Origin of the sequence: Nocardia sp. NPDC056611 (genome assembly GCF_042792755.1) — a bacterium.
Taxonomy (GTDB): domain Bacteria; phylum Actinomycetota; class Actinomycetes; order Mycobacteriales; family Mycobacteriaceae; genus Nocardia.
The window spans coordinates 1-17,252 of record NZ_JBHTVV010000011.1 but is presented as its reverse complement, the minus strand read 5'-3'; the positions used below and the strand labels follow the sequence as shown (position 1 = coordinate 17,252).

Below are 17,252 nucleotides of genomic sequence, written 5' to 3'. Positions count from 1 at the left end.
TATTCAGTTGTATGTTGTTGCGTTACTTGACAGCTAGGCGTTTAGTACGCGGCGCTTCATCTCTGCCCAGTTGTCACGGACCCACGCCTTCAGCTCGTCTACGTGGTAGGCGCGTTCTTTGGCGGTGTTGCCGTGGATGCCTTCTGGCAGTGGCAGTGTGGGTGTCCAGTCCATGCCGGTGAGCCGTTGTATCTGCCCGCTGTACGGGTATTCGGCCCACAGCCGGATGAACGCCTTCAGCCGGGCCTCCGAATGGTTCGGCGGCAGCTCGGCGACGGCGGCGAGGACACGGGCAGGCATGATCGAGTACATGTTGCTGGCGTCGCGGTAGTACTGCTGGACAGCCTCCACCGCTTCGTCCGGCTCCACATCCGTACCGGCGAACAGCGCCGCCCACGCCGCCACCCGATCCTTCGTCGCGGCCGGAATGCGGCGGTCAATGGCCGCCGCCGCCGAATACGCTGCGGCAGCGGCCTCTTCAGCCGTCGAAGACACTCAAGTCCGCCTTTCAGGGGTTATTGAGGACGGTCACCGGAAGAAGCACGGAAATCCCTTGGTCCGCATACTCAATGGCTTGCCGCCACGTGTACTCATCGTCTTGCTTGGCTTGCACTTTCGCGAACCATTCCGCCCGAGCCCCATCCACGCCGAAGTCGCCGGTTAGGATCGCATCAATCCCCGTGGTGTCCGCACTATCCCAATCCTCAAGAACGGCGATAGGTATGCCGATTCGCGCGGCGGCCTGGCCGATGAGGCATGAGGGGCAGCCATTGTCGACATAGACACAGCCGTCCCGATGGTTGGGTCGTTGGTACACAAACTCAGGCTGTTCTGCGGCGAGGGCGCGGACTTCACGCTCGAGGCCATCGGGGTCGATCGTGGCAGTCACAGCAGGGGCCGCCTTTCCGCTTCGAGGGTGTCCCAACGCATCAAGTCGCTGGGGTGGTCGCAGGTGAGGTCGATCAGGTGTTGGGTGCAGTAGTGCTTAATGCCCCACCACCGCCACTGCACGGATGCAGTGGCGGGTTCACGGCAGGAGGAGAACAGGTCCGCCTGATCGCAGATGAGCGAGGCCATTAGTCGATCCAGCCGGGCAGGTCGCCGCCGTGCTTTAGCTCGGCGACCTTGTCCTGGAACAGCTTCCAGCGGTCCTCGTGGCCGTACCACTGGAGGGTGGTGTCGTCGCTGGCCACCCACGCCTGCAACTCGGCCAGGTTGTCGAACCAGCGTGCCGACTCGAGGACGCCCAGGCAGTGCTCGAGCTTCGCCTTCGGGTCGTCGTACATGGACTGCCAGGCATCGCAACCGCTGCATGAGCCGTAGCCGATGACGACGAAGGCGAACTTGTTGTCCTCATCGATCCAGCCGTAGGTGTAGCGGTCCTTCTGGAGGACGGCCGCGACATCACCCTGGTAGTCCTCATTGAGGTCAACCGCGACAACGGTCGGCATGTCCACCAGGTTCAGGACTTCAAGCTCCGGTGAGCTGCTCATTCCAGCTCACCGGCTTCCGCGATCTGGTCTTCGGTGATGTCGAGTACGTCATCGTCAACGATGTCGTAGTCGGCGGGCAGCGCCCGTGCGGCGGCTGCCTCGAGCCCACCGAGGTCGCGGCGCGGCTGCGGCTCAGGCGCGACGTGCACGAACGGCTCCAGTTCCTTGATCGCGGTCTTCCTGAACATCACGCCGGTCGGGTTCTGCCACGGGCTGGACGGCTTGTCGTGGCCGAAGCTCTTGGCCTTGGCCGATGCGATCCGCTCCGGGGTTGCCTCGGTAACGGTCGACGGTGTGCCGTCCCAGTGGATCGCGAATGCGTAGGCGGATACCGGCTTTCCGCGATCACCCTCGGCGGGGACGTGGTTGGGGACGATGTCGGTCACCGGGTCGAAGCTGTAGGTGTCGTTGGCGAACACGGTTCGGGCCACCACGGAGCGGTAGAACCCCGAGTTGAGGACGCGGCGGATGATGCCCCGGTAGCTCTCCTCACCGGAGATCGCGTTACCACGCTTGATCAGGTAAAAGTCCTTGCTGCCAGGCTCGTGACCGAGTCGGGCGCAGTCGACGAGTGCACGCATGAGGCTTGCGCCCTGGTCGGCCTTCACCACGGCCAGCAGGTCCGGGTTCTTGCGGACGGCGTTCTCGGCGGCCATCAGCCAGCGGTCCGGGTCCTTGCGCAGCACCGCAGGCAGCACGGTGCCCAACTGGTGCTTGTAGCGGGCGACCACGGCAAGCGGATTCTGCTGGACGGCAACAGCGTTCGAGATCTCAGACATTCGTCCTCTATTCAGTTGTGCGAGAAAGGGTTACGTGGTCAGCGCAGGATGCCTGCGGCTGTGGCGGCGGCGATCCAGGTCCGCCACTCGTCGACCATGACGTCTGCGAAGTCCAGGTCGCTCATCCCGGCCGGGTCAACGACCCGCTTCGCGTCAAGATTGTCGATCAGGCCGGGGATGTTGATGTCGTCCATTTCGTCCCAGAACGGTGCGGGAACGAGGGTGAGGACCTTGATGAACACCGGGTAGCGCTTCAGCTTCTTCAGCAGCGCAACGACTTCGGCGAGGTCGGACGGGTCGTCGTCGGTCACGATCACCACATACAGTGGGGAGTTCGCGGTTTGAGCCATGTCCAGCACAGCCCGCAACGCTGGTGCAAGATAGGTACCGCCCATATGGTTCGGCCGGTAGATCTGCTGGTTCACGATGTCGGTGTAGTTGGACAGGGTTACCTCGACGGTCGGCCACAGGATCGAATCAAACGGCAGGACAGGGATTTTCCCGTCGCCGTCGATTTGCAACGCGAACGCCAGCGCGCGATCCATGAGGGTCTGCACCATGCCGCTGCGGTAGCCGCCGCGCATCGAGAAGGAGTGGTCGAGAATCGACACAGCTTCGGCCCTGATACCGTCGAGCCCGGCCTTCGACAGGCTGATCCCCGCCTTGTCGAACTTCTTCGCCAGGTCGACGCCAGCGGCGGCCACCTGGCTGCGGTCTGTGGCCGGGCCGTGCCCCTTCGTCAGGATCACGCTGCGCGGAGCCGCTGCGACTTCAGCGGCCAGGCTGGCGGTGGACTGGGGCTTGTTGCGAGTGAAGATGCTCACCGGTTCTCCTATTCAGTTGTTGCGGTTGGGATGTCGACGAGCGCGCCGCCAGGGTCGCGCCAGCCTGTCTCCCAGTCGGCTTTGATGCGGGCTTCGGCGGGGGTTTCCGGCTCGTACTCTTCGAAGGCTGTCGGGCCGATGCCGTCGTCTCCCTCCCACCAGGCGTGAAGGTCGAGGATCTTGACGGCCGCGACACAGTGGGCGCACTCTTTCCACGTCCACAGATAGCCTCCGTCGACCGCCCGCGTGTAGTGGTAGCGTTCGCCAGGATCGATTGCGCGCCAACACATTTGACACGAATGCGACTTCCGGGCCTTCCGCCAATAGACGTCGAGAACGGTGGCCATCAGACGAGCTGATTCAGAGTCACAGGCCGGACGGTGTAGTCGACCTGATACATGGCGTCCTTGAACTGCGAATGGGCCGCAAGCCAGCCTTCGGACGCAAGATGCTCGGGCCGATACCATTCCAGTTCGCAACCCGATTCCTGTTCGGCACCCGCCTTCGCGTTCCCTGGCGTGGTGTAGACGCCGGAAAAGAACCGCTCGTACGGCGACGCGTCCTCGGTGGCCTCGAGCAGGTACATGGTGCCATCGAGGTAGGCGCGGCGGATGCGCTGGAGCAGGTCTTCGATCCGCGTCTCGTTCGGCGCGTCTGGCAGGACGGTGCGGGCCTCGTCGAACTTGGCTTCGTATTCGGCGATCAGTTCGCGGGCGGCCGTCGCGGCCGGGTCAGCTTTGACGCGGCGACCGAACTCGAAGAACGGTTCCGGGTCGGGGACGCGGATCGGCAGGTGGCCGGTGGTGTACAGCTCGTAGCCTTGCCACAGCAGCCGCATCGTGTGCCGGGCATGCTTCTCCCGGCGGGTCTCCAAACTGCCCTGGAACCGCCCCTTGTCGACCAGGCGGCCGAACTGTTGGGTGGCGTACCCGAAGAACGCGTCCCTGACTCGCTGCGCCGCCAGGAAATCGCTGCGCAGGCTGATCAGTTCCTCACCGAACGGCGTTGTGTGCGTGTACTTCTCGAGCCACAGCAGTTCCATGTTGGTCGGGTTGCACTTCAGCATCTGCGACAGCGCCTTGCCGACCTCGTGATAGGTGCAGTCGACGGTGAACGTGGTCGAGGTCTCGGTGGCATGCTCGCGCGACGGCGGGTGCAGGCCAAGGAAACTCGCGGTCGGCTCCACGTAGATGCCCGCGTAGTCGATGTCGGACAGCGGCGTGTTCAGGCCGTACGCAGTCGAGCCGACAACGCCCTCGAGCAGCACATTCAGCTCTGCGATTTCAGGCATAGGTGTAGTCGTCCTCGTTCAGTTCGGGGTCGAGCGTTTCAATGCCGATCCAGTACATCCAGGCATGCGATTCGTTCGTGTCAGCCCAGCCGTTGGCGTGCCACGCACGGTCAGGGGCGAGCTGGTAGGACTCTTCTTCCCAACTGAGCTGCGCGCCTGCATGTTTCGACGCGAAGCTTTGCGCCTTCTCGAGTGTCGAGAAGACGCCAAGATGCAGCGAATCTCCGTGTTCGAAGATCTCCAGCAGGTAGAGAGCGTCAGACATAGCTGTAGTCGTCCTCGTTCCAGGGCTCAGGATCGACCTGTTCGAGGTCAATGAAGTACATGTTCAGCGGCAGGCCAGGATCAACGGTTGAGGCGTAGCCAGTGAGCGCCTCACTTGAGAACGGGAATCCTTCCTCCAGCTCCCATTCGAGCGGATGTCCCGCATCCCATTCGGCGTACTCCTTCGCCTTCTCGATGGAGGTGAAGATGCCCGCCTGGTCGCTGTGATCCTCAAACGGCTCAAGCACTTTCAGGGCGTACAGCTTGTCAGGCATAGCGGCCTCCAACGGGTACGAGTCGCGGGTTGACCACGAGGAGCGGGATGCGGGCGGCCTTGATGCGGCGGATGCAGTCGACGGTGCCGCGCGAGCCGGGCAGCGGGAACGCGAACGCGCCGACGTACCCACCAAGGTCCACCATCCGCTGGTTGCGTTCCGGCCCGCGCCGAGGGCACTCACCGGGTGCAGCGAATGCCTTGTGGTAGCAGTCGGCGTCGCAGTTGCGCGGCTCCATCGGGACACCGCGTACCGGCAGGCCGAAGGAACTCCACGCCATCGCGCACAGCTCGTCCGCGCCGCCGTATGGACACTCGCCTTGGACCAGCTCGATATCCGTGGGGTGGCCCTGTCGTTCCCACCAGCCGCCGAGGGTGTCGAGGACCAGGCCGTAGTCGTTGTGGTACCGCGACCCAAGGCCGAGGATGCGGCGGATGTCGTCGGTCATGCTGCCGCCTCCTTGATCGATGTCTTGTATTCGTCCGGGCGGGGCGCGGACTTGACGTAGGGGTCGCCGCCGTTGGCGGGCCGGACGCGGTAGGCGAGGGTTTGGTCGCCGCAGCGGGCTTTCCAGCCCAGGCCGATCAGGTCGGCCAGCTGGGTGCGGACGGCCATGTACTCCGCTTCCGCCTCATCGCGTTTGGTTTGCACGGCCCACCAACGGTCGGCGAGGGCTGCGGTTGCGTCGACAACGATCGAGCGATCGATGTCGGGGTGCATTTCACGCAGCGCCTGGTAGGTGGCTAGGTGCCCATCAAGGTTGGGTGGGATGTCGGCGAGGAATTCGGTCCAGAACAGCCGTCCCTGGTCGCGCAGGAAGTCGAGGTCGTCGCGGCTTGGCCGGATGCGGTAGGACCGGGGATCGTTGCCGCCGATCAGTGCCCGCAACACCATCGAGTCGAGCCCCAAAACGTCGCAGTACCAAGCGATTTGGCAGCGGTAGTAGATGGGAACGTTGTCGGAGCCGTCGCGGCCCCACTTCTCGTTGTGGTCGGTGCCGGGCGCTTTGATCTCGATGCCGTCGACCAGTTCGCCGCTGTCGGACCAGATCAGGCCGTCAGGGTTTGCGAGCTGCCAGGGGCGCTCAATGTGGCGGAAGGTCGCGCCGGTGGTCATGGTCTGGCCACGCTTGAGGTGGTTGGCCTCGTACTCGCGGTAGATGACCGGCTCGAGGAGGGTGCCCCACTTCATCGGGGCGGATTCCGGCACGGCTGCCAGCGCGTCCTTCTTGCGGTGCCAGAGTGCGAAACGGCTTTCCCACGGGTTGAGACCGACGATTGCGGAGATTTCGGAGCCGCCAATTCCTTTTGCGCGGGCGGCGTGCCATTCGGGGCTACCGGAGGTGAATTCTCCGACTACTTCGGCCTGGCCGTTGACAAGATGCGTCACAAGATCCCCTTATTGGGTGTTTCTCGGACGCACGAAGCATCGTAAAAGTTTTCGGTAATACGAGGTTCGCACGCATGCCAGTCCGTCGCGCGCTACTTCGGGTCGCTGGCCAACCAGCTGCCCCCGGCCTCGTTGGAACGACTGTACTCGAGCTGTGCCCGTCACACCAAGCGATTGGAACACCGAAGTTGTGCAACGTGGATCACATCAGGGTGCGGCCGGAAATAGAACAGCTTTCACAGGTTTCTCACATGTTTACCTATGGCACGTTCGGGTATATCCACACGGATGGCAACAACGTTACCCGCGAGTCTTGCGCGGCCCTGTACTGTCCTGCATCATGAGTCGGTGCGGGCGGGATCTATGGCGAAACTGAGCGACACGTCAACAAGTGACGACGCGTGGCTGGCCTCCGCTATGCGGTCGGCCGGGATTGTCGATCAGCGCACCGGTAAACCATCGAAGGTGGAGTTGGCCAAGCGTGCCGGAGTCTCCCGGACCACGGTCTACAACGTTCTGGACGGCAAGACCGGCCACATGCTCGACCCGTCGATCGTGCTGCGGATCGCTGTGGCGCTCAAGAAGCCGCTCGGCGAACTGCTGGCGTACATCACCAGCCGCCAGGCTGAGCCTCTTTCGATGAACACGGGCGTCAACATGGAGGAGCTGGCGCTCCTGGCCTTGTTCCGCAGCCTGCGTAGCCCCGAAGGTCGCGATGAAGTGATCAACGAACTCTTCGAGGCGTACAAGGCCGCACAGGTCTAAACCGCTCGAAGCATGGGGATTCCAGCGCGGACGGCGATACCGTCGCGCTGGAACTTGTCGAGGACTTCGCAGAATCGTGCCGCCTCGGCGAGGATGCGCGTCTTCGCGGGCTCTAGGTCGTCGAGGTCGATGTCGCGCGTGTTGTCGACGGAATCACCGATCGTGATGCCGACCCACACTTCACCCCCTTCGCGCCGGAGTTCGAGCCGCAAGCACTCGCCGAGCAGGCTCATGACCTCGGATTTGATCAACTCTGCGCCGCCGTCGTCGGCGGCACTCACCGTTTCGAACAACTCGATCCCCATCGTTCGTACATACGTTCGATCGTAGCGGGTGAGCAAGCTTCTGGCGATGCCTCCCGCAGTCGTGTCGCCGTCGACCTTCACCCGTGACACGCTGCACCATTCTGTAACGCGTCACACCGGATCTCCTCACCCAGGCCCCGGCCGCAACCCTCGCTATGAGGATCGCGTCCTGTCTGAATCGTCCGACGTTGATCATGAAACCGCGTTTCGCCGTCACTGTCTAGCGGTCGGACATATTTCATCTAAAACCGTGACACGCCGTTTCTGGGGGACCTTCGCCGGGGTGTCGGCGAAGTTGCTTCATCGGCTCTCGATGCATCTATTCCAGATGGAAGATTAGGGTTCGCTCAGTCGGTAGCCGCACCTTTGCTGATGCTACAGAATCACTGTCCGACAAACTGTTGAACAGATAACATTTCACACACGAGATCGTCCCGCGACAAATTTGCTGCGACACCACACCCAGACAGCGGCCACCCCCGCAACCCGCCCAGCAAGGCGCTGACCAGGGAATCTAGCGCCACGCATGCGGCCGAGGGCATACCCCCACGATCCTTGCGACGGCAAGCCGGAAGAATCACGGCTCCGCATTAGCTGGCCACGACGATTCGCGAGCGCCAACCCGGACCTGACCAATCGGCGGCAACTACACGCCCAACGGTAGCTACAGACGTTGCCCACAGTGTCCCCCGATCGGACAACACGAGACAAACAATTCATCCCGAAACCCACATCAACCCGCCCAGACAAGTGAGGCACCACGCAACGCATAACAGTCTTGCCTGGCATCGACTTTCAACACACACCGAATGCACGGAATGCCAAAAACACCTATGACATCCCGTGCCAGAGTTCAACCACCGACAGAACGTGCCAAAAGACAGACAAGATGGGAGAAGGCAGGCGCGGATGATGTTGTTCTGCCAGGAACGGCGCGCCTGCCTTCAAACGGCGACCGGGATACGGAAGGGAGACCGGTCGCCGCGCTTCACTATCGCTACGCGGCCAGCTTCACCCGGTCTTCGCGCGCAATCCGCTCCGTAATGTCCGCCACCGTCGTACACCCCAGCACCGGCTCCGTCTCCACGTCTGACTCCACTCCCCACAGAGCCAGCTCGGCCCGCCGCTCCGCAACACCTAGCCACCAGCCGAGCGACGCGAACACTACAAACCCGCCTCCCAGAAAGAGGAACAGCGCAAGCATCAGCGAAACCTTTCGAATGATTGGAAGGGAAGGCCCCGAACCTCGCCGGGAAAATCCGGGGCCTACCCGAGCCCGGTCAGGCGTACGCGGCACGCTTGACCGGACAGATGAGGATCAGCGGTCGGTGTCCGGCTGATCAGTTCTCGCGAGCATCCACTGGCGCATCTCGCAGTCGTCGCCACAATTCGTGACATGCCAGTCCAGCTCAGCGATGTCGGTGGCGGACAGGTCGGCGTCCGGCAGGGGCGCGGAATGCCAGCCAGGGATCGGGGTGGACGTGTCAGGCATATTGCCCTCCTGGATCGGTGTAGCGGCGGCTGTAGACAGACCTGCCGGTTCGGACACGCCACGCGGGCATCCCGGCCTTGAACTCGGCATCCTCGTCGGCGTCGAGTTGACATCGCGCACTGGCAGACTCGAACGTCGCCTGGCCGGACTCGATCAGCTCATACAGGCGGTCGAACAGCCGCTGCTTCGCGAGGGCACGGCGCTCGATCATGACCTGAAAGTCCGATCTCGCGTCGGCCTGCAAACGCAGCCCCGCCTCCGACTGCGGACGCTTCGACAGGCTTCGAAGTATCGTGTGGGCGGCGCGCATGTTGATCCGCGCCTGCCGGGCCGCCGCCACCAGCTCGTCGACCCCGTCATCCGGCGGGACATCCCTCACCAGCGCGATCATCGCGGCCCCGACTCACGCGCCTCGGCATCGGCAACGCGTCTGATCGCCTTACAGGTGTGCGCCGTGCACATAAAATGCAGCTGCCTGCCCAACTGAGCCTCTTCCAGCGACAACTCGCCGGGGTCACTCGTGCAGTCCAGCAACAGCTTTGCGTTCATCATGCCGCAACCTCCCGTAGAGCGGCCGATAGGTTTAGGTGCGTCCGGCCCCGCCGCCGCAAGGTCCCCGGATAGGGCTAAGGCGGTTACTCCTGTAATGACCGAACCAGGCGGGGACGAGGTCGGCCTATTCGTTGGGGGCACCTCGCGCTCCGGACGCAGAACCCAGCACACCACCAACGCCTCAGTGCCACAATGAGTATGGTGAATATTCACGCGAAGCCGCCCGTCGGCCCAGCACGTTTCTTGCCTTAAATCGGAACCTGATTCACCATGAATCAGTACGGAACCAAATCAGGGGGTACCGTGGCCAACATCGAGCCAGCTCTGCCGCGAAGGCAGCTCGGCCGCTACATGAGAGAGCTGAGGAACCAAGCGAACCTGACCCTCCAAGACGCAGCCAAGCTCGTCCAGTGGAGTCCTTCGATGCTCCAACGCCTCGAGGCAGGCAAACTTGCCGAACCGCGCGAAGTCGACATCCGCGCACTGTGCAAGGTCTACGACTCCGACGACGGCACAACCGAAGCCATGGTGAACCTCGGCCATCAAGCGAACGAAAAGTCGTGGTGGCACGAGTACACCGGGGTCATGCGACGCGGCTTCGACGTGTACGTAGGTCTCGAAGCTGTCGCCGAGTCACTGGCGATCCACCAACCCGAACTCGTCCCCGGCCTATTCCAAACCAACGACTACGCGCGGGCAGTCATCTCCGCCCGGCTATCCCCGATCTCGGCTGCCGAGATCGACCAGAAGGTCCAGTTCCGACTCCGACGCCAGAAAGCGATCCTGCGGACCACCAGACCAACTCGGGTCGCCGCCGTCATCGGGGAAGCCGGACTCCGCCGGGTGATGGGCGGATCGCGGATCATGGCGGCGCAGATGCGCCGACTCGACGAGCTGATGACGAAGGACCACATCAGCATCTCAATCCTGCCGTTCTCCGCCGGATGCCCCGCCGGAGAGCCACTCAGCTCCTTTGTCATGCTTGACTTCGGACAGGACGCGAAGGGGCGTCCGGCATCACCGCCGTTCATCTACCAGGAGGGCTACACAGGCGAGCTTTACCAGGAGACCGATACAGCGGTACGGCAGTATCAGGAAGCGTTCGAGGCTCTACGGAACTCGGCGCTGAACACCCACCAAGGCCGGAACCTCATCCGGCAACTCACGAGAGAGTACGAGCGAGCAGCGTGAACAACACCAACACTCCCGAGCCCCTGCACTTCTTCAAGAGTTCCTACTCGGAGAGCGGATCGAACTGTGTGGAAGTGGCATGGCGGGCGGATGGCGGAGTAGCTGTCCGCGACTCCAAGAACCCGACCGGCCCCGTCCTGAACTTCACCCCCGGCGAATGGGACGCATTCATGGCAGGCGCAGGCGACGGCGAATTCCACCGACCGAACGCCTAACCGGCTGATACAGTCAAGCTGTCGCCGCCCCTGCGAGGGGTCGCAACTGTTTCATTTTCGGAGACACTGCCACCGGCGACAGGCAAACCATCGCCCCTACGAGGGGTAACAACGCGAAACCCCCAGCAGCACTGGGGGTTTCGTCGTATCACGAGCGTTCACTGTCCAGCTCGTCCTCGTAGTCCTTCATCCATTCCCGACGCTCCAACGCCCGGCCGCGTATCTCCATCGAGGTGCAGCACGGACACCAGAAGCCCCGCCTCGAATTCGACCGCAGCATCCTCGACGGACCAGTACTGAACTCCATCAGCGCATCCCCCACTCATGCCGACACTCCGAACAGATCCGGACCACCTCAAAGCCGGACTCGTCGCCAATCACACCCGAACGCTTCTGCACCTCGCCGATGAACGACACCAGCGTGTACTCATACAGCTCCATCAGCGCCGGATCAGAACGGGGCGGACGCATCCGATGCACGGTGTAGTTGTCGCACCGAGGGCACGCCGCCCACGCAGTGAAGCGCGGCGGCGCGGTCGGCACACGCATCGGCTCGAACTGGTACCGGCCGTCAGGCCCGATACCCACCGGGCTAGTCACCACCAAATGTGCAGCGCGTACTCGCCCCTATCGAGCAGGCCACGCTTCATCAGATCGTTCACGACTTCCTCGAAGTTCGGATACCAGTGTTCGTGCCACCAGTCCGTCGCGCGCCAGTCACTCTCCGGCGGTGCTGGTTTCGCCAGCCACTCGGCCAGGCGCGGCAGGGAGTACGAGTCATACTCGTTCTCCTCGGACGGCACCGAGAACTCCTCGATCGAGTCCTGGCCGGTAGCGTCGCCCTGACGCAGCCACCGGTACGGGCGGCCGTACACCTCGGACACGAACTCGCTGAAGTCCTTCTCCCAGATCAGCGTTACCTGCTTGGTCTTCAACGCGGTCATTTCGCCGCAACCTCCTTCTCTAGCTTCCTGAGCGCCCGGCGGGCGCGGAAAGCCCTAACCGGGTGGTCGATCGCATGCAGCCGATACCAGCGGCCCAGCTCGGCGTACCAAAGCTGACCGTGGTCACACCTCCGCACATCCCAAAGCCCTGGGTAACCGGATTCGTGGTTGAACGAACTCCGACACATGGACCCGCACACCACTGCAACCGGGAGGATGTTCGCGATCACAGGCTTCGACGTGGTCACTTCGGCAACGCCTCCGCTGCCCGCCTGAAAGACTCGCCTACCTGCCGGATAGCCTCGATGAACGACCGGCTCTGCGCTGCGAGCTGATCGCACGTAGCCCGCAGCGCCGCCGCCCGCTCAGGAGGCAACGTGACACCAACGTCATGCACGCGCAGCCTCCGCCATGAGCGCCCGACCCGCCTCGGTGATCTGGAACAGGCCGTCACAGCCACACGGGCAGCCCTCCAGCAGGCCACGTTGGATCAGCCGCGCAGCCTTCGCCCGCACCAACTTCCTCGGCACCTGATCCTGGTGTCGACCCGACCGGCCGCGAGACGCCTCGAAGCCACGCGACTCCAGCTCGGCCACCAAATCGCCCAACAGGGTCACGTCCGGCAACACCTGTGCCGCCGACACCGCCGACAAGAACTCGACGTCCGTGAAGTCCCGCGCGTGCCGCAGATTCGGGGTATGGCGCGGCATCGGCTCCGTCCAGTCCCGAACCTCCAGCACGCGACCAACCGCATACCGCACATGCCTCTGATGCCAAGCATCGAAGGTGCGCGAGTCATAGATGTACTGCAATGCGCCGCAGCAGCACGCCACCCGATCCTGACCGTTGACAACCTTCCGGACCGGCGAGTGCGCCACCAACACCTCAAGCACGACCGTGCGGGCACGGTTCGCGATCCTCACCGTTTCCTTATCGGCATGAACCACAGTTCAACCCTGTTCTTTCACAATCGAATACGAGACACAATCAGGCGGCGTGCCGCATCGGACGGCGAGTTCGCGCCGCCACCCGATGCTCACTGATCCCGCCCTCGTAAAACATGTTCCGGTCCCACTCGCCCGAATAAACCTCCGGCGCGAGATGACCCATATGCCAATAGTCACCAAGCTCACGGCACAAATACATGCTCATCCGGTCACCAGGAAACAGAATCCGCGCCGACCGCTTCGCCAGCTTCCGCGACGCATACCGCTGCTTCCCGCAAGCCGGGCACGTCCCCGAAGACATGACACTCACCGCGTGTCCTTCAACGCCACGGCCAGCTCGCCAAGTTCGATCGACGCACGCAGCCGCTCCAAAGCCAAACCAGCGCCAGCCTTCTCAGCCAGCTCCATCACGGTCCGCAAATCCTTCGCGACCGACGACCGCTGCCGGGCAACATAGGCGGCAATCGCCACCAAGCCCCACCGCGCATCACGCTCCAGGGTCTCGTCGCTGACAATCATGTCGTAGTCCGTCGAACCCTTAGGCCGCCAGTAGGTGATGCGGTCGTAACAGACCTCCACCTCCGGCAACGCAAGAGCGAAGCCCTCGCACACCTCCGGCTTGATCAGCTCACCCGACTGAACTGGCGACACGTACCTCCGGTGGCCATCCGAATCCTCCGGCCCAACGACCACCGGCTCATCCGAATACTTCGAGTAGCCGATCAACGCCCGAACCACCTGACCGTCAAGCATTGGACGCCACCGACTGCGTCGTGATCGCGCCCGACTCCACGGCGGCCTTTACACGGTCCGCCAGCGGACGCAGTGAATTCAGCGCGGTTGCAGCCTCCAGTAGCGCCGCGAGATCCTCACTCGCCCGGCCAGACTCCCGGCGCACAATCTGGGACGCAATGACAGTGAGCGCCCAGCGAAGGTGGTAATCCAGGTTGGCGTCAGTGCACTTCCAGGACGGCACACTATCGCCAGTCGTGCGCCACATCCATTCGGCATCAGCGGTGTCCCAATACTTTTCCACCGCAGGCAGTTCCAGAACGACCGCCGGACGAACGTTGTCGTACACCCCGTTCTGCCAGTAGCCATCCTCGGCGATGCCATAACGCTCCCCCGCGCGGGCTCCGTTGTTTGAGCTGACGACTCGGGTCTGGCCGGTAGGTCGGTGATCGGCGATCTCGAACTTCTGGTACTTCAGCGGCTCAGGCATGGGCCAGCTTCGGCAGCAGGTCGTCTTCCTCGCCGAGCACCGAAAGGGCGTCGCGGCGCAACGATTCGTCGGCCGCGCACAGCATCGGCAGCTCGTTGAGATCGAGGTCCACCCGATTCACCGGGAGGTCATGCAGAAGGCCGTTGTAGGCGCGCAGACGCGTAAACCCGAGCAGCTCCGCGTAATGCTTCAGCAGGGTCGGCAAAGCGTCGTCGCCCGCGCTCAGGTTCGCAAAGTCGGACATCGCCGAAAGTTCAGCGTAAGCAGCCTTGAAAGTCATTGACATAGCGATAGAACACCGCAACCGCCCGTCACCGTCAACGAAACGGAACACGCCCTACAGCAACGACTCCGCCCAATCCCGGAGCGTCACAATGTCGGCAGGTTTCAACCCGATCGCCGGGTCCACCTGGTGCAGCAGGGACGGTTGTGACACGTTCTCCGCGACCCACGACCGGTCATTCCGCCGGATCAGATCATCCACCCACGCGAAAGGGCGGCCGTCCGCATACCGAACCACCTCCGACGTCTTGAAATAGGTCCCCTCCGGGCCATAATTCTTCTCCGAGAACCACTCCACCACTGGCAGCTCCGGCAAACCGATACGCGGCCCGATGAACTCGTTCGCCTCGCGCTCCCACGTCGTCGCCCACACCAGATCGAATTTGTCCGCCAGAGACAGCAACAGCGGCCCATGCGCAGGGTTCAGCCACACACGCAAAGGCTTCACCGTCCGCCACGGCTCCAAATCCCTGCACCGCTTCACAAACGACGGCGGCAAAATGCGGTGCGTCTCATACCCAGCCGGACGACGCTGAGCCTTCGCAGCAAAAGGATTAAGGGGACCATCGACATCAAGAAACAGAAACGGGCGCTCAGACATGAACCGAATTCATGCATGAACGCCCGCCACCGTCAAGCCAATTACGCCAGTCTCAGACAGTTGGAACTTCATTTCCGACGGGACGATTTACGGTTGATCCCCCTCGGGCGGCATCAACCCCTTCTCACGAAGGAACTCGAACACCACCTCCATCACCGAATCGGCCACCGAATCCGCGTCCTGCAACGGAACCTGGAACGGACGGTCGTAACGGTCAAGCACTCGGTTGTACAGCGTTTCGCGATCGATCGGGAAGTAGCTCATGTCCCGTAAGGCTACCCGCCCGTGGATAATTTGTTAATTGTTTATCCACAACCCGTCCCCAACCCTGTCCCCGTCTTTGTCTTTATAGCTCTTTGATATTTCTAATGCTTCCGAGGAGCGTCGGGTGGTGGGCTGAGGACAGAGTTACCCGTTACGTGCAATAGACAAATGCATGAAACGGGTAAGTCAGAACCAGACAACGCTTCGTCGTCGGACGGTATGGAGCCGCGTCGTTCTTCATTACGCCACCGGGAATTACTCGGCAGCCGGGACTGGGGTACTCCAAGGAACCGGTACAGCCGCCAGACTGTCCCCGTCCGAGTCCGCCTTTACCGGGTCGGTTCCTTGTGATCGGAGGGCGCACCCGTCTCCAGGCACGCCAAAGCAATCCCGCTCTAACCGGGGACGGCACCGAGGGCTAGTCGGCCCACCCGTATGTACTCCACGGGCGCAGGGAGAAGTACTCCCTCGGCCCTCGGTCCTTGTCTCACGCATGCAGCAAGTACTCCGTGCCGCCCGTGCCGTATCGGTGGGTCGCGCAAGGTATGTACGTATGCAGTTGTTACACAGGGGTTTTCGCGATCGATGCCGCTAGAGGGCGTGCGAGGTCAAACCTTTCCTCGAAGGATCAAAGGCTGGCCGCTAGGGCCTCGGACGCACGCAGCATCGTAAAAGCCAGGAGGCGTCGGACGAGCCGACGACTGGCACGAACTGATTTATATGACAGGTTCCCGTCACTGGCAAGACGATGGAACACCGATCGTCGCGGGACGGGAGAAAAGGGCAGGCTGACGCTAGGTAGCGCCGGACCGTGCCACGAGCTAGACTCGTGCACGACCAACCTCCTCGTAAGGTTCGGTCCACGCCCCGGAGTGCTACCAACACTGCCGGGGCTTTCTTTTGTTATCAACCCCCGACTGTACACACATGTTTGCCAGCCGGGAAGCTAGACGCCAGCACACTCGTGGCGACGCCTGAGACCACCTGGCCCGAAAACCTTGATCTACCAGACGATTTTGGCCTAGACTCGATCCCGTCCCCGCGCGAGCGGGGATGAGCCGTCGATAGGCGTGCGCTAGCACGCTTTCCCCGCACGCGCGGGGATGGTCCGGACTAGCGTCTGGATGACAGCTCGGCCCCGCAGCAGCGGGGGTTGTTCCCCACGCATGTGGGGGTAGTTTCAGAATGGCCGCCAGCCTTCGGGTTGGCGGCCATTCCGCTCTCTCGACGGTGGCGGGCATCTATGCGATGATCCCGGCCGACCGAAGCGCGCGATGGACTGGCAGGCGTGCGAAACCTCCACCAGGAGAACAGCATGCCCAAGTTCGCGTACAGCATCGCCGAGGCCGCCGACGAGATCGGCGTCCACAAGGACACCATCTACCGCGCCATCCGCGCCCACGAGATCGGCCACACCCACATCGGCCGCCGCAAGGTCATCACCCACGCCTGGCTCACAAAGTGGGCGTTCGGTGAGGCCGAAGTCATCCAGCCGTCGAAGACCGGCTACAACGTCGGCGAGGCCGGACTGGAACTGGGCGTGCACGAGGACGCCATCTATGCCGCGATTCGTGTTGGCGAGCTGGATCATTCGCGTATCGGCCGCCGGATCGTCATTTCCCACCGGCAGCTCGAGGATTGGTTCAACGCCTTGCCGACCGGTCCGCGAACCGATAGTCCTGCCGCCGCGTAGGCTGAAATAGAGCAAGGCCCGTACCGGGGAAGGTACGGGCCTTGCTTCGTATTTAGGGAAAGAGCCACCTGGGGGAATCGAACCCCCGACCTTCGCATTACGAGTGCGGCGCTCTACCGACTGAGCTAAGGTGGCGCGACCTTCGAGCCTCTGGCGTCGGAATCGACGGCTCTCGGGTCGTGGAGAAGCGTAGCGTACGTCGGGCTTATCCGCGAAACCATTGCTCCAGCATCTCACCTGGTTACCGTGTCAATAGGTCGACGTGGTGAGAACAGTCACATCTGTATGGCGTGTCGCCACGCCGATGGAATCGGCTTCTGACCTCGGAAAATGAATCGTTGTGCCCCCCGCTGTACCCCCAGGCTATAGTTCACGAAAGTCTGCTCATGAAACTTAGCTGGTCAGAAGGTTTTCAGAGGGGGAGAAAATGCCGCGAAAGACTTGCATCTCATCATTACGAGTGA

Annotated in this window: 28 protein-coding genes and 1 tRNA gene; 4 read left to right on the top strand and 25 right to left on the bottom strand. The window is 62.6% G+C overall.

Features of this window, described 5'->3' with window-relative positions; translation table 11 throughout:
• Window positions 1–33 precede the first annotated feature (33 nt).
• The 12 genes from ACFRAQ_RS34545 to ACFRAQ_RS34490 all read right to left on the bottom strand — a co-directional run bounded on the left by ACFRAQ_RS34545 (window position 34) and on the right by ACFRAQ_RS34490 (window position 6,315).
• The gene (locus ACFRAQ_RS34545) at window positions 34–495 is read right to left on the bottom strand and encodes a hypothetical protein (RefSeq protein WP_379107262.1); all 462 of its coding nucleotides are present in this window, start codon (window positions 493–495) and stop codon (window positions 34–36) included.
• Between the two features lie 13 nt (window positions 496–508).
• Window positions 509–889 (bottom strand): hypothetical protein, encoded by a 381-nt coding sequence (locus tag ACFRAQ_RS34540; protein WP_379107261.1) that lies wholly within the window; start codon window positions 887–889, stop codon window positions 509–511.
• Complete coding sequence (locus ACFRAQ_RS34535; RefSeq protein WP_379107260.1) at window positions 886–1,077, bottom strand: hypothetical protein; 192 nt, start codon at window positions 1,075–1,077, stop codon at window positions 886–888. The genes ACFRAQ_RS34540 and ACFRAQ_RS34535 overlap by 4 nt, the downstream gene beginning before the upstream one ends.
• The gene (locus tag ACFRAQ_RS34530) at window positions 1,077–1,493 is read right to left on the bottom strand and encodes a hypothetical protein (RefSeq protein WP_379107259.1); all 417 of its coding nucleotides are present in this window, start codon (window positions 1,491–1,493) and stop codon (window positions 1,077–1,079) included. The genes ACFRAQ_RS34535 and ACFRAQ_RS34530 overlap by 1 nt, the downstream gene beginning before the upstream one ends.
• Entirely contained in the window at window positions 1,490–2,224 is a 735-nt protein-coding gene (locus tag ACFRAQ_RS34525; protein WP_379107258.1) for a recombinase RecT, read from the bottom strand. The genes ACFRAQ_RS34530 and ACFRAQ_RS34525 overlap by 4 nt, the downstream gene beginning before the upstream one ends.
• An 86-nt stretch (window positions 2,225–2,310) precedes the next feature.
• On the bottom strand, window positions 2,311–3,096 hold the full coding sequence (locus tag ACFRAQ_RS34520) for a VWA domain-containing protein (RefSeq protein WP_379107257.1): 786 nt from the start codon (window positions 3,094–3,096) through the stop codon (window positions 2,311–2,313).
• Between the two features lie 8 nt (window positions 3,097–3,104).
• The gene (locus ACFRAQ_RS34515) at window positions 3,105–3,443 is read right to left on the bottom strand and encodes a hypothetical protein (RefSeq protein WP_379107256.1); all 339 of its coding nucleotides are present in this window, start codon (window positions 3,441–3,443) and stop codon (window positions 3,105–3,107) included.
• The gene (locus ACFRAQ_RS34510) at window positions 3,443–4,363 is read right to left on the bottom strand and encodes a DNA polymerase beta superfamily protein (protein ID WP_379107255.1); all 921 of its coding nucleotides are present in this window, start codon (window positions 4,361–4,363) and stop codon (window positions 3,443–3,445) included. The genes ACFRAQ_RS34515 and ACFRAQ_RS34510 overlap by 1 nt, the downstream gene beginning before the upstream one ends.
• Before the next feature lie 16 nt (window positions 4,364–4,379).
• Window positions 4,380–4,652, bottom strand: coding sequence for a hypothetical protein (locus tag ACFRAQ_RS34505; RefSeq protein WP_379107254.1), 273 nt, complete (start codon window positions 4,650–4,652; stop codon window positions 4,380–4,382).
• The gene (locus tag ACFRAQ_RS34500) at window positions 4,645–4,926 is read right to left on the bottom strand and encodes a hypothetical protein (RefSeq protein ID WP_379107253.1); all 282 of its coding nucleotides are present in this window, start codon (window positions 4,924–4,926) and stop codon (window positions 4,645–4,647) included. Before ACFRAQ_RS34500 ends, ACFRAQ_RS34505 begins: the two co-directional genes overlap by 8 nt.
• Window positions 4,919–5,374: a hypothetical protein gene (locus ACFRAQ_RS34495; protein ID WP_379107252.1), complete on the bottom strand. Its 456-nt coding sequence runs from the start codon at window positions 5,372–5,374 to the stop codon at window positions 4,919–4,921. The genes ACFRAQ_RS34500 and ACFRAQ_RS34495 overlap by 8 nt, the downstream gene beginning before the upstream one ends.
• Complete coding sequence (locus ACFRAQ_RS34490) at window positions 5,371–6,315, bottom strand: YqaJ viral recombinase family protein (RefSeq protein WP_379107251.1); 945 nt, start codon at window positions 6,313–6,315, stop codon at window positions 5,371–5,373. Before ACFRAQ_RS34490 ends, ACFRAQ_RS34495 begins: the two co-directional genes overlap by 4 nt.
• Before the next feature lie 363 nt (window positions 6,316–6,678).
• On the opposite strand from ACFRAQ_RS34490, the gene ACFRAQ_RS34485 reads away from it, so the two are divergent.
• On the top strand, window positions 6,679–7,080 hold the full coding sequence (locus ACFRAQ_RS34485; RefSeq protein ID WP_379107249.1) for a hypothetical protein: 402 nt from the start codon (window positions 6,679–6,681) through the stop codon (window positions 7,078–7,080).
• Here the strand turns inward: ACFRAQ_RS34485 and ACFRAQ_RS34480 are convergent.
• The 4 genes from ACFRAQ_RS34480 to ACFRAQ_RS34465 all read right to left on the bottom strand — a co-directional run bounded on the left by ACFRAQ_RS34480 (window position 7,077) and on the right by ACFRAQ_RS34465 (window position 9,268).
• Window positions 7,077–7,466, bottom strand: coding sequence for a hypothetical protein (locus ACFRAQ_RS34480; RefSeq protein WP_379107248.1), 390 nt, complete (start codon window positions 7,464–7,466; stop codon window positions 7,077–7,079). The two genes, ACFRAQ_RS34485 and ACFRAQ_RS34480, sit on opposite strands and share 4 nt — an antisense overlap.
• A gap of 916 nt (window positions 7,467–8,382) precedes the next feature.
• A complete protein-coding gene (locus tag ACFRAQ_RS34475) occupies window positions 8,383–8,589 on the bottom strand; it encodes a hypothetical protein (RefSeq protein ID WP_379107247.1) in 207 nt (68 codons plus the stop codon).
• Window positions 8,590–8,703: 114 nt separating this feature from the next.
• Complete coding sequence (locus tag ACFRAQ_RS34470) at window positions 8,704–8,877, bottom strand: hypothetical protein (protein WP_379107246.1); 174 nt, start codon at window positions 8,875–8,877, stop codon at window positions 8,704–8,706.
• Window positions 8,870–9,268, bottom strand: a complete 399-nt coding sequence (locus ACFRAQ_RS34465) for a hypothetical protein (protein ID WP_379107244.1) — start codon at window positions 9,266–9,268, stop codon at window positions 8,870–8,872. The genes ACFRAQ_RS34470 and ACFRAQ_RS34465 overlap by 8 nt, the downstream gene beginning before the upstream one ends.
• Window positions 9,269–9,732: 464 nt before the next feature.
• Here ACFRAQ_RS34465 and ACFRAQ_RS34460 point away from each other — a divergent pair, with 464 nt between their 5' ends.
• Both ACFRAQ_RS34460 and ACFRAQ_RS34455 read left to right on the top strand, forming a co-directional pair.
• Window positions 9,733–10,620: a helix-turn-helix domain-containing protein gene (locus ACFRAQ_RS34460; RefSeq protein ID WP_379107242.1), complete on the top strand. Its 888-nt coding sequence runs from the start codon at window positions 9,733–9,735 to the stop codon at window positions 10,618–10,620.
• Window positions 10,617–10,835, top strand: a complete 219-nt coding sequence (locus ACFRAQ_RS34455) for a DUF397 domain-containing protein (RefSeq protein ID WP_379107241.1) — start codon at window positions 10,617–10,619, stop codon at window positions 10,833–10,835. Before ACFRAQ_RS34460 ends, ACFRAQ_RS34455 begins: the two co-directional genes overlap by 4 nt.
• Before the next feature lie 306 nt (window positions 10,836–11,141).
• Here ACFRAQ_RS34455 and ACFRAQ_RS34450 read toward each other — a convergent pair whose 3' ends face one another.
• From ACFRAQ_RS34450 to ACFRAQ_RS34415, 8 genes are all read right to left on the bottom strand, one after another.
• Window positions 11,142–11,423, bottom strand: a complete 282-nt coding sequence (locus tag ACFRAQ_RS34450; RefSeq protein WP_379107240.1) for a hypothetical protein — start codon at window positions 11,421–11,423, stop codon at window positions 11,142–11,144.
• Window positions 11,424–11,431: 8 nt separating this feature from the next.
• Window positions 11,432–11,779 (bottom strand): hypothetical protein, encoded by a 348-nt coding sequence (locus ACFRAQ_RS34445; RefSeq protein ID WP_379107239.1) that lies wholly within the window; start codon window positions 11,777–11,779, stop codon window positions 11,432–11,434.
• A gap of 389 nt (window positions 11,780–12,168) precedes the next feature.
• Window positions 12,169–12,702 carry a hypothetical protein gene (locus tag ACFRAQ_RS34440; RefSeq protein ID WP_379107238.1) on the bottom strand — a complete coding sequence of 178 codons (534 nt, stop codon included), beginning with the start codon at window positions 12,700–12,702 and terminating at the stop codon, window positions 12,169–12,171.
• Between the two features lie 330 nt (window positions 12,703–13,032).
• Window positions 13,033–13,479: a hypothetical protein gene (locus ACFRAQ_RS34435; RefSeq protein WP_379107237.1), complete on the bottom strand. Its 447-nt coding sequence runs from the start codon at window positions 13,477–13,479 to the stop codon at window positions 13,033–13,035.
• Entirely contained in the window at window positions 13,472–13,948 is a 477-nt protein-coding gene (locus tag ACFRAQ_RS34430; protein WP_379107236.1) for a hypothetical protein, read from the bottom strand. Before ACFRAQ_RS34430 ends, ACFRAQ_RS34435 begins: the two co-directional genes overlap by 8 nt.
• Window positions 13,941–14,228: a hypothetical protein gene (locus ACFRAQ_RS34425; RefSeq protein ID WP_379107235.1), complete on the bottom strand. Its 288-nt coding sequence runs from the start codon at window positions 14,226–14,228 to the stop codon at window positions 13,941–13,943. The genes ACFRAQ_RS34430 and ACFRAQ_RS34425 overlap by 8 nt, the downstream gene beginning before the upstream one ends.
• A gap of 57 nt (window positions 14,229–14,285) precedes the next feature.
• Window positions 14,286–14,831 carry an HAD domain-containing protein gene (locus tag ACFRAQ_RS34420; protein ID WP_379107233.1) on the bottom strand — a complete coding sequence of 182 codons (546 nt, stop codon included), beginning with the start codon at window positions 14,829–14,831 and terminating at the stop codon, window positions 14,286–14,288.
• An 87-nt stretch (window positions 14,832–14,918) separates the two neighbouring features.
• Window positions 14,919–15,095, bottom strand: coding sequence for a hypothetical protein (locus ACFRAQ_RS34415; RefSeq protein WP_379107232.1), 177 nt, complete (start codon window positions 15,093–15,095; stop codon window positions 14,919–14,921).
• A gap of 1,315 nt (window positions 15,096–16,410) precedes the next feature.
• On the opposite strand from ACFRAQ_RS34415, the gene ACFRAQ_RS34410 reads away from it, so the two are divergent.
• A complete protein-coding gene (locus tag ACFRAQ_RS34410; protein WP_379107231.1) occupies window positions 16,411–16,788 on the top strand; it encodes a helix-turn-helix domain-containing protein in 378 nt (125 codons plus the stop codon).
• Between the two features lie 62 nt (window positions 16,789–16,850).
• Here ACFRAQ_RS34410 and ACFRAQ_RS34405 read toward each other — a convergent pair.
• A tRNA-Thr gene (locus tag ACFRAQ_RS34405) sits at window positions 16,851–16,923 on the bottom strand.
• Window positions 16,924–17,252: the final 329 nt, after the last annotated feature.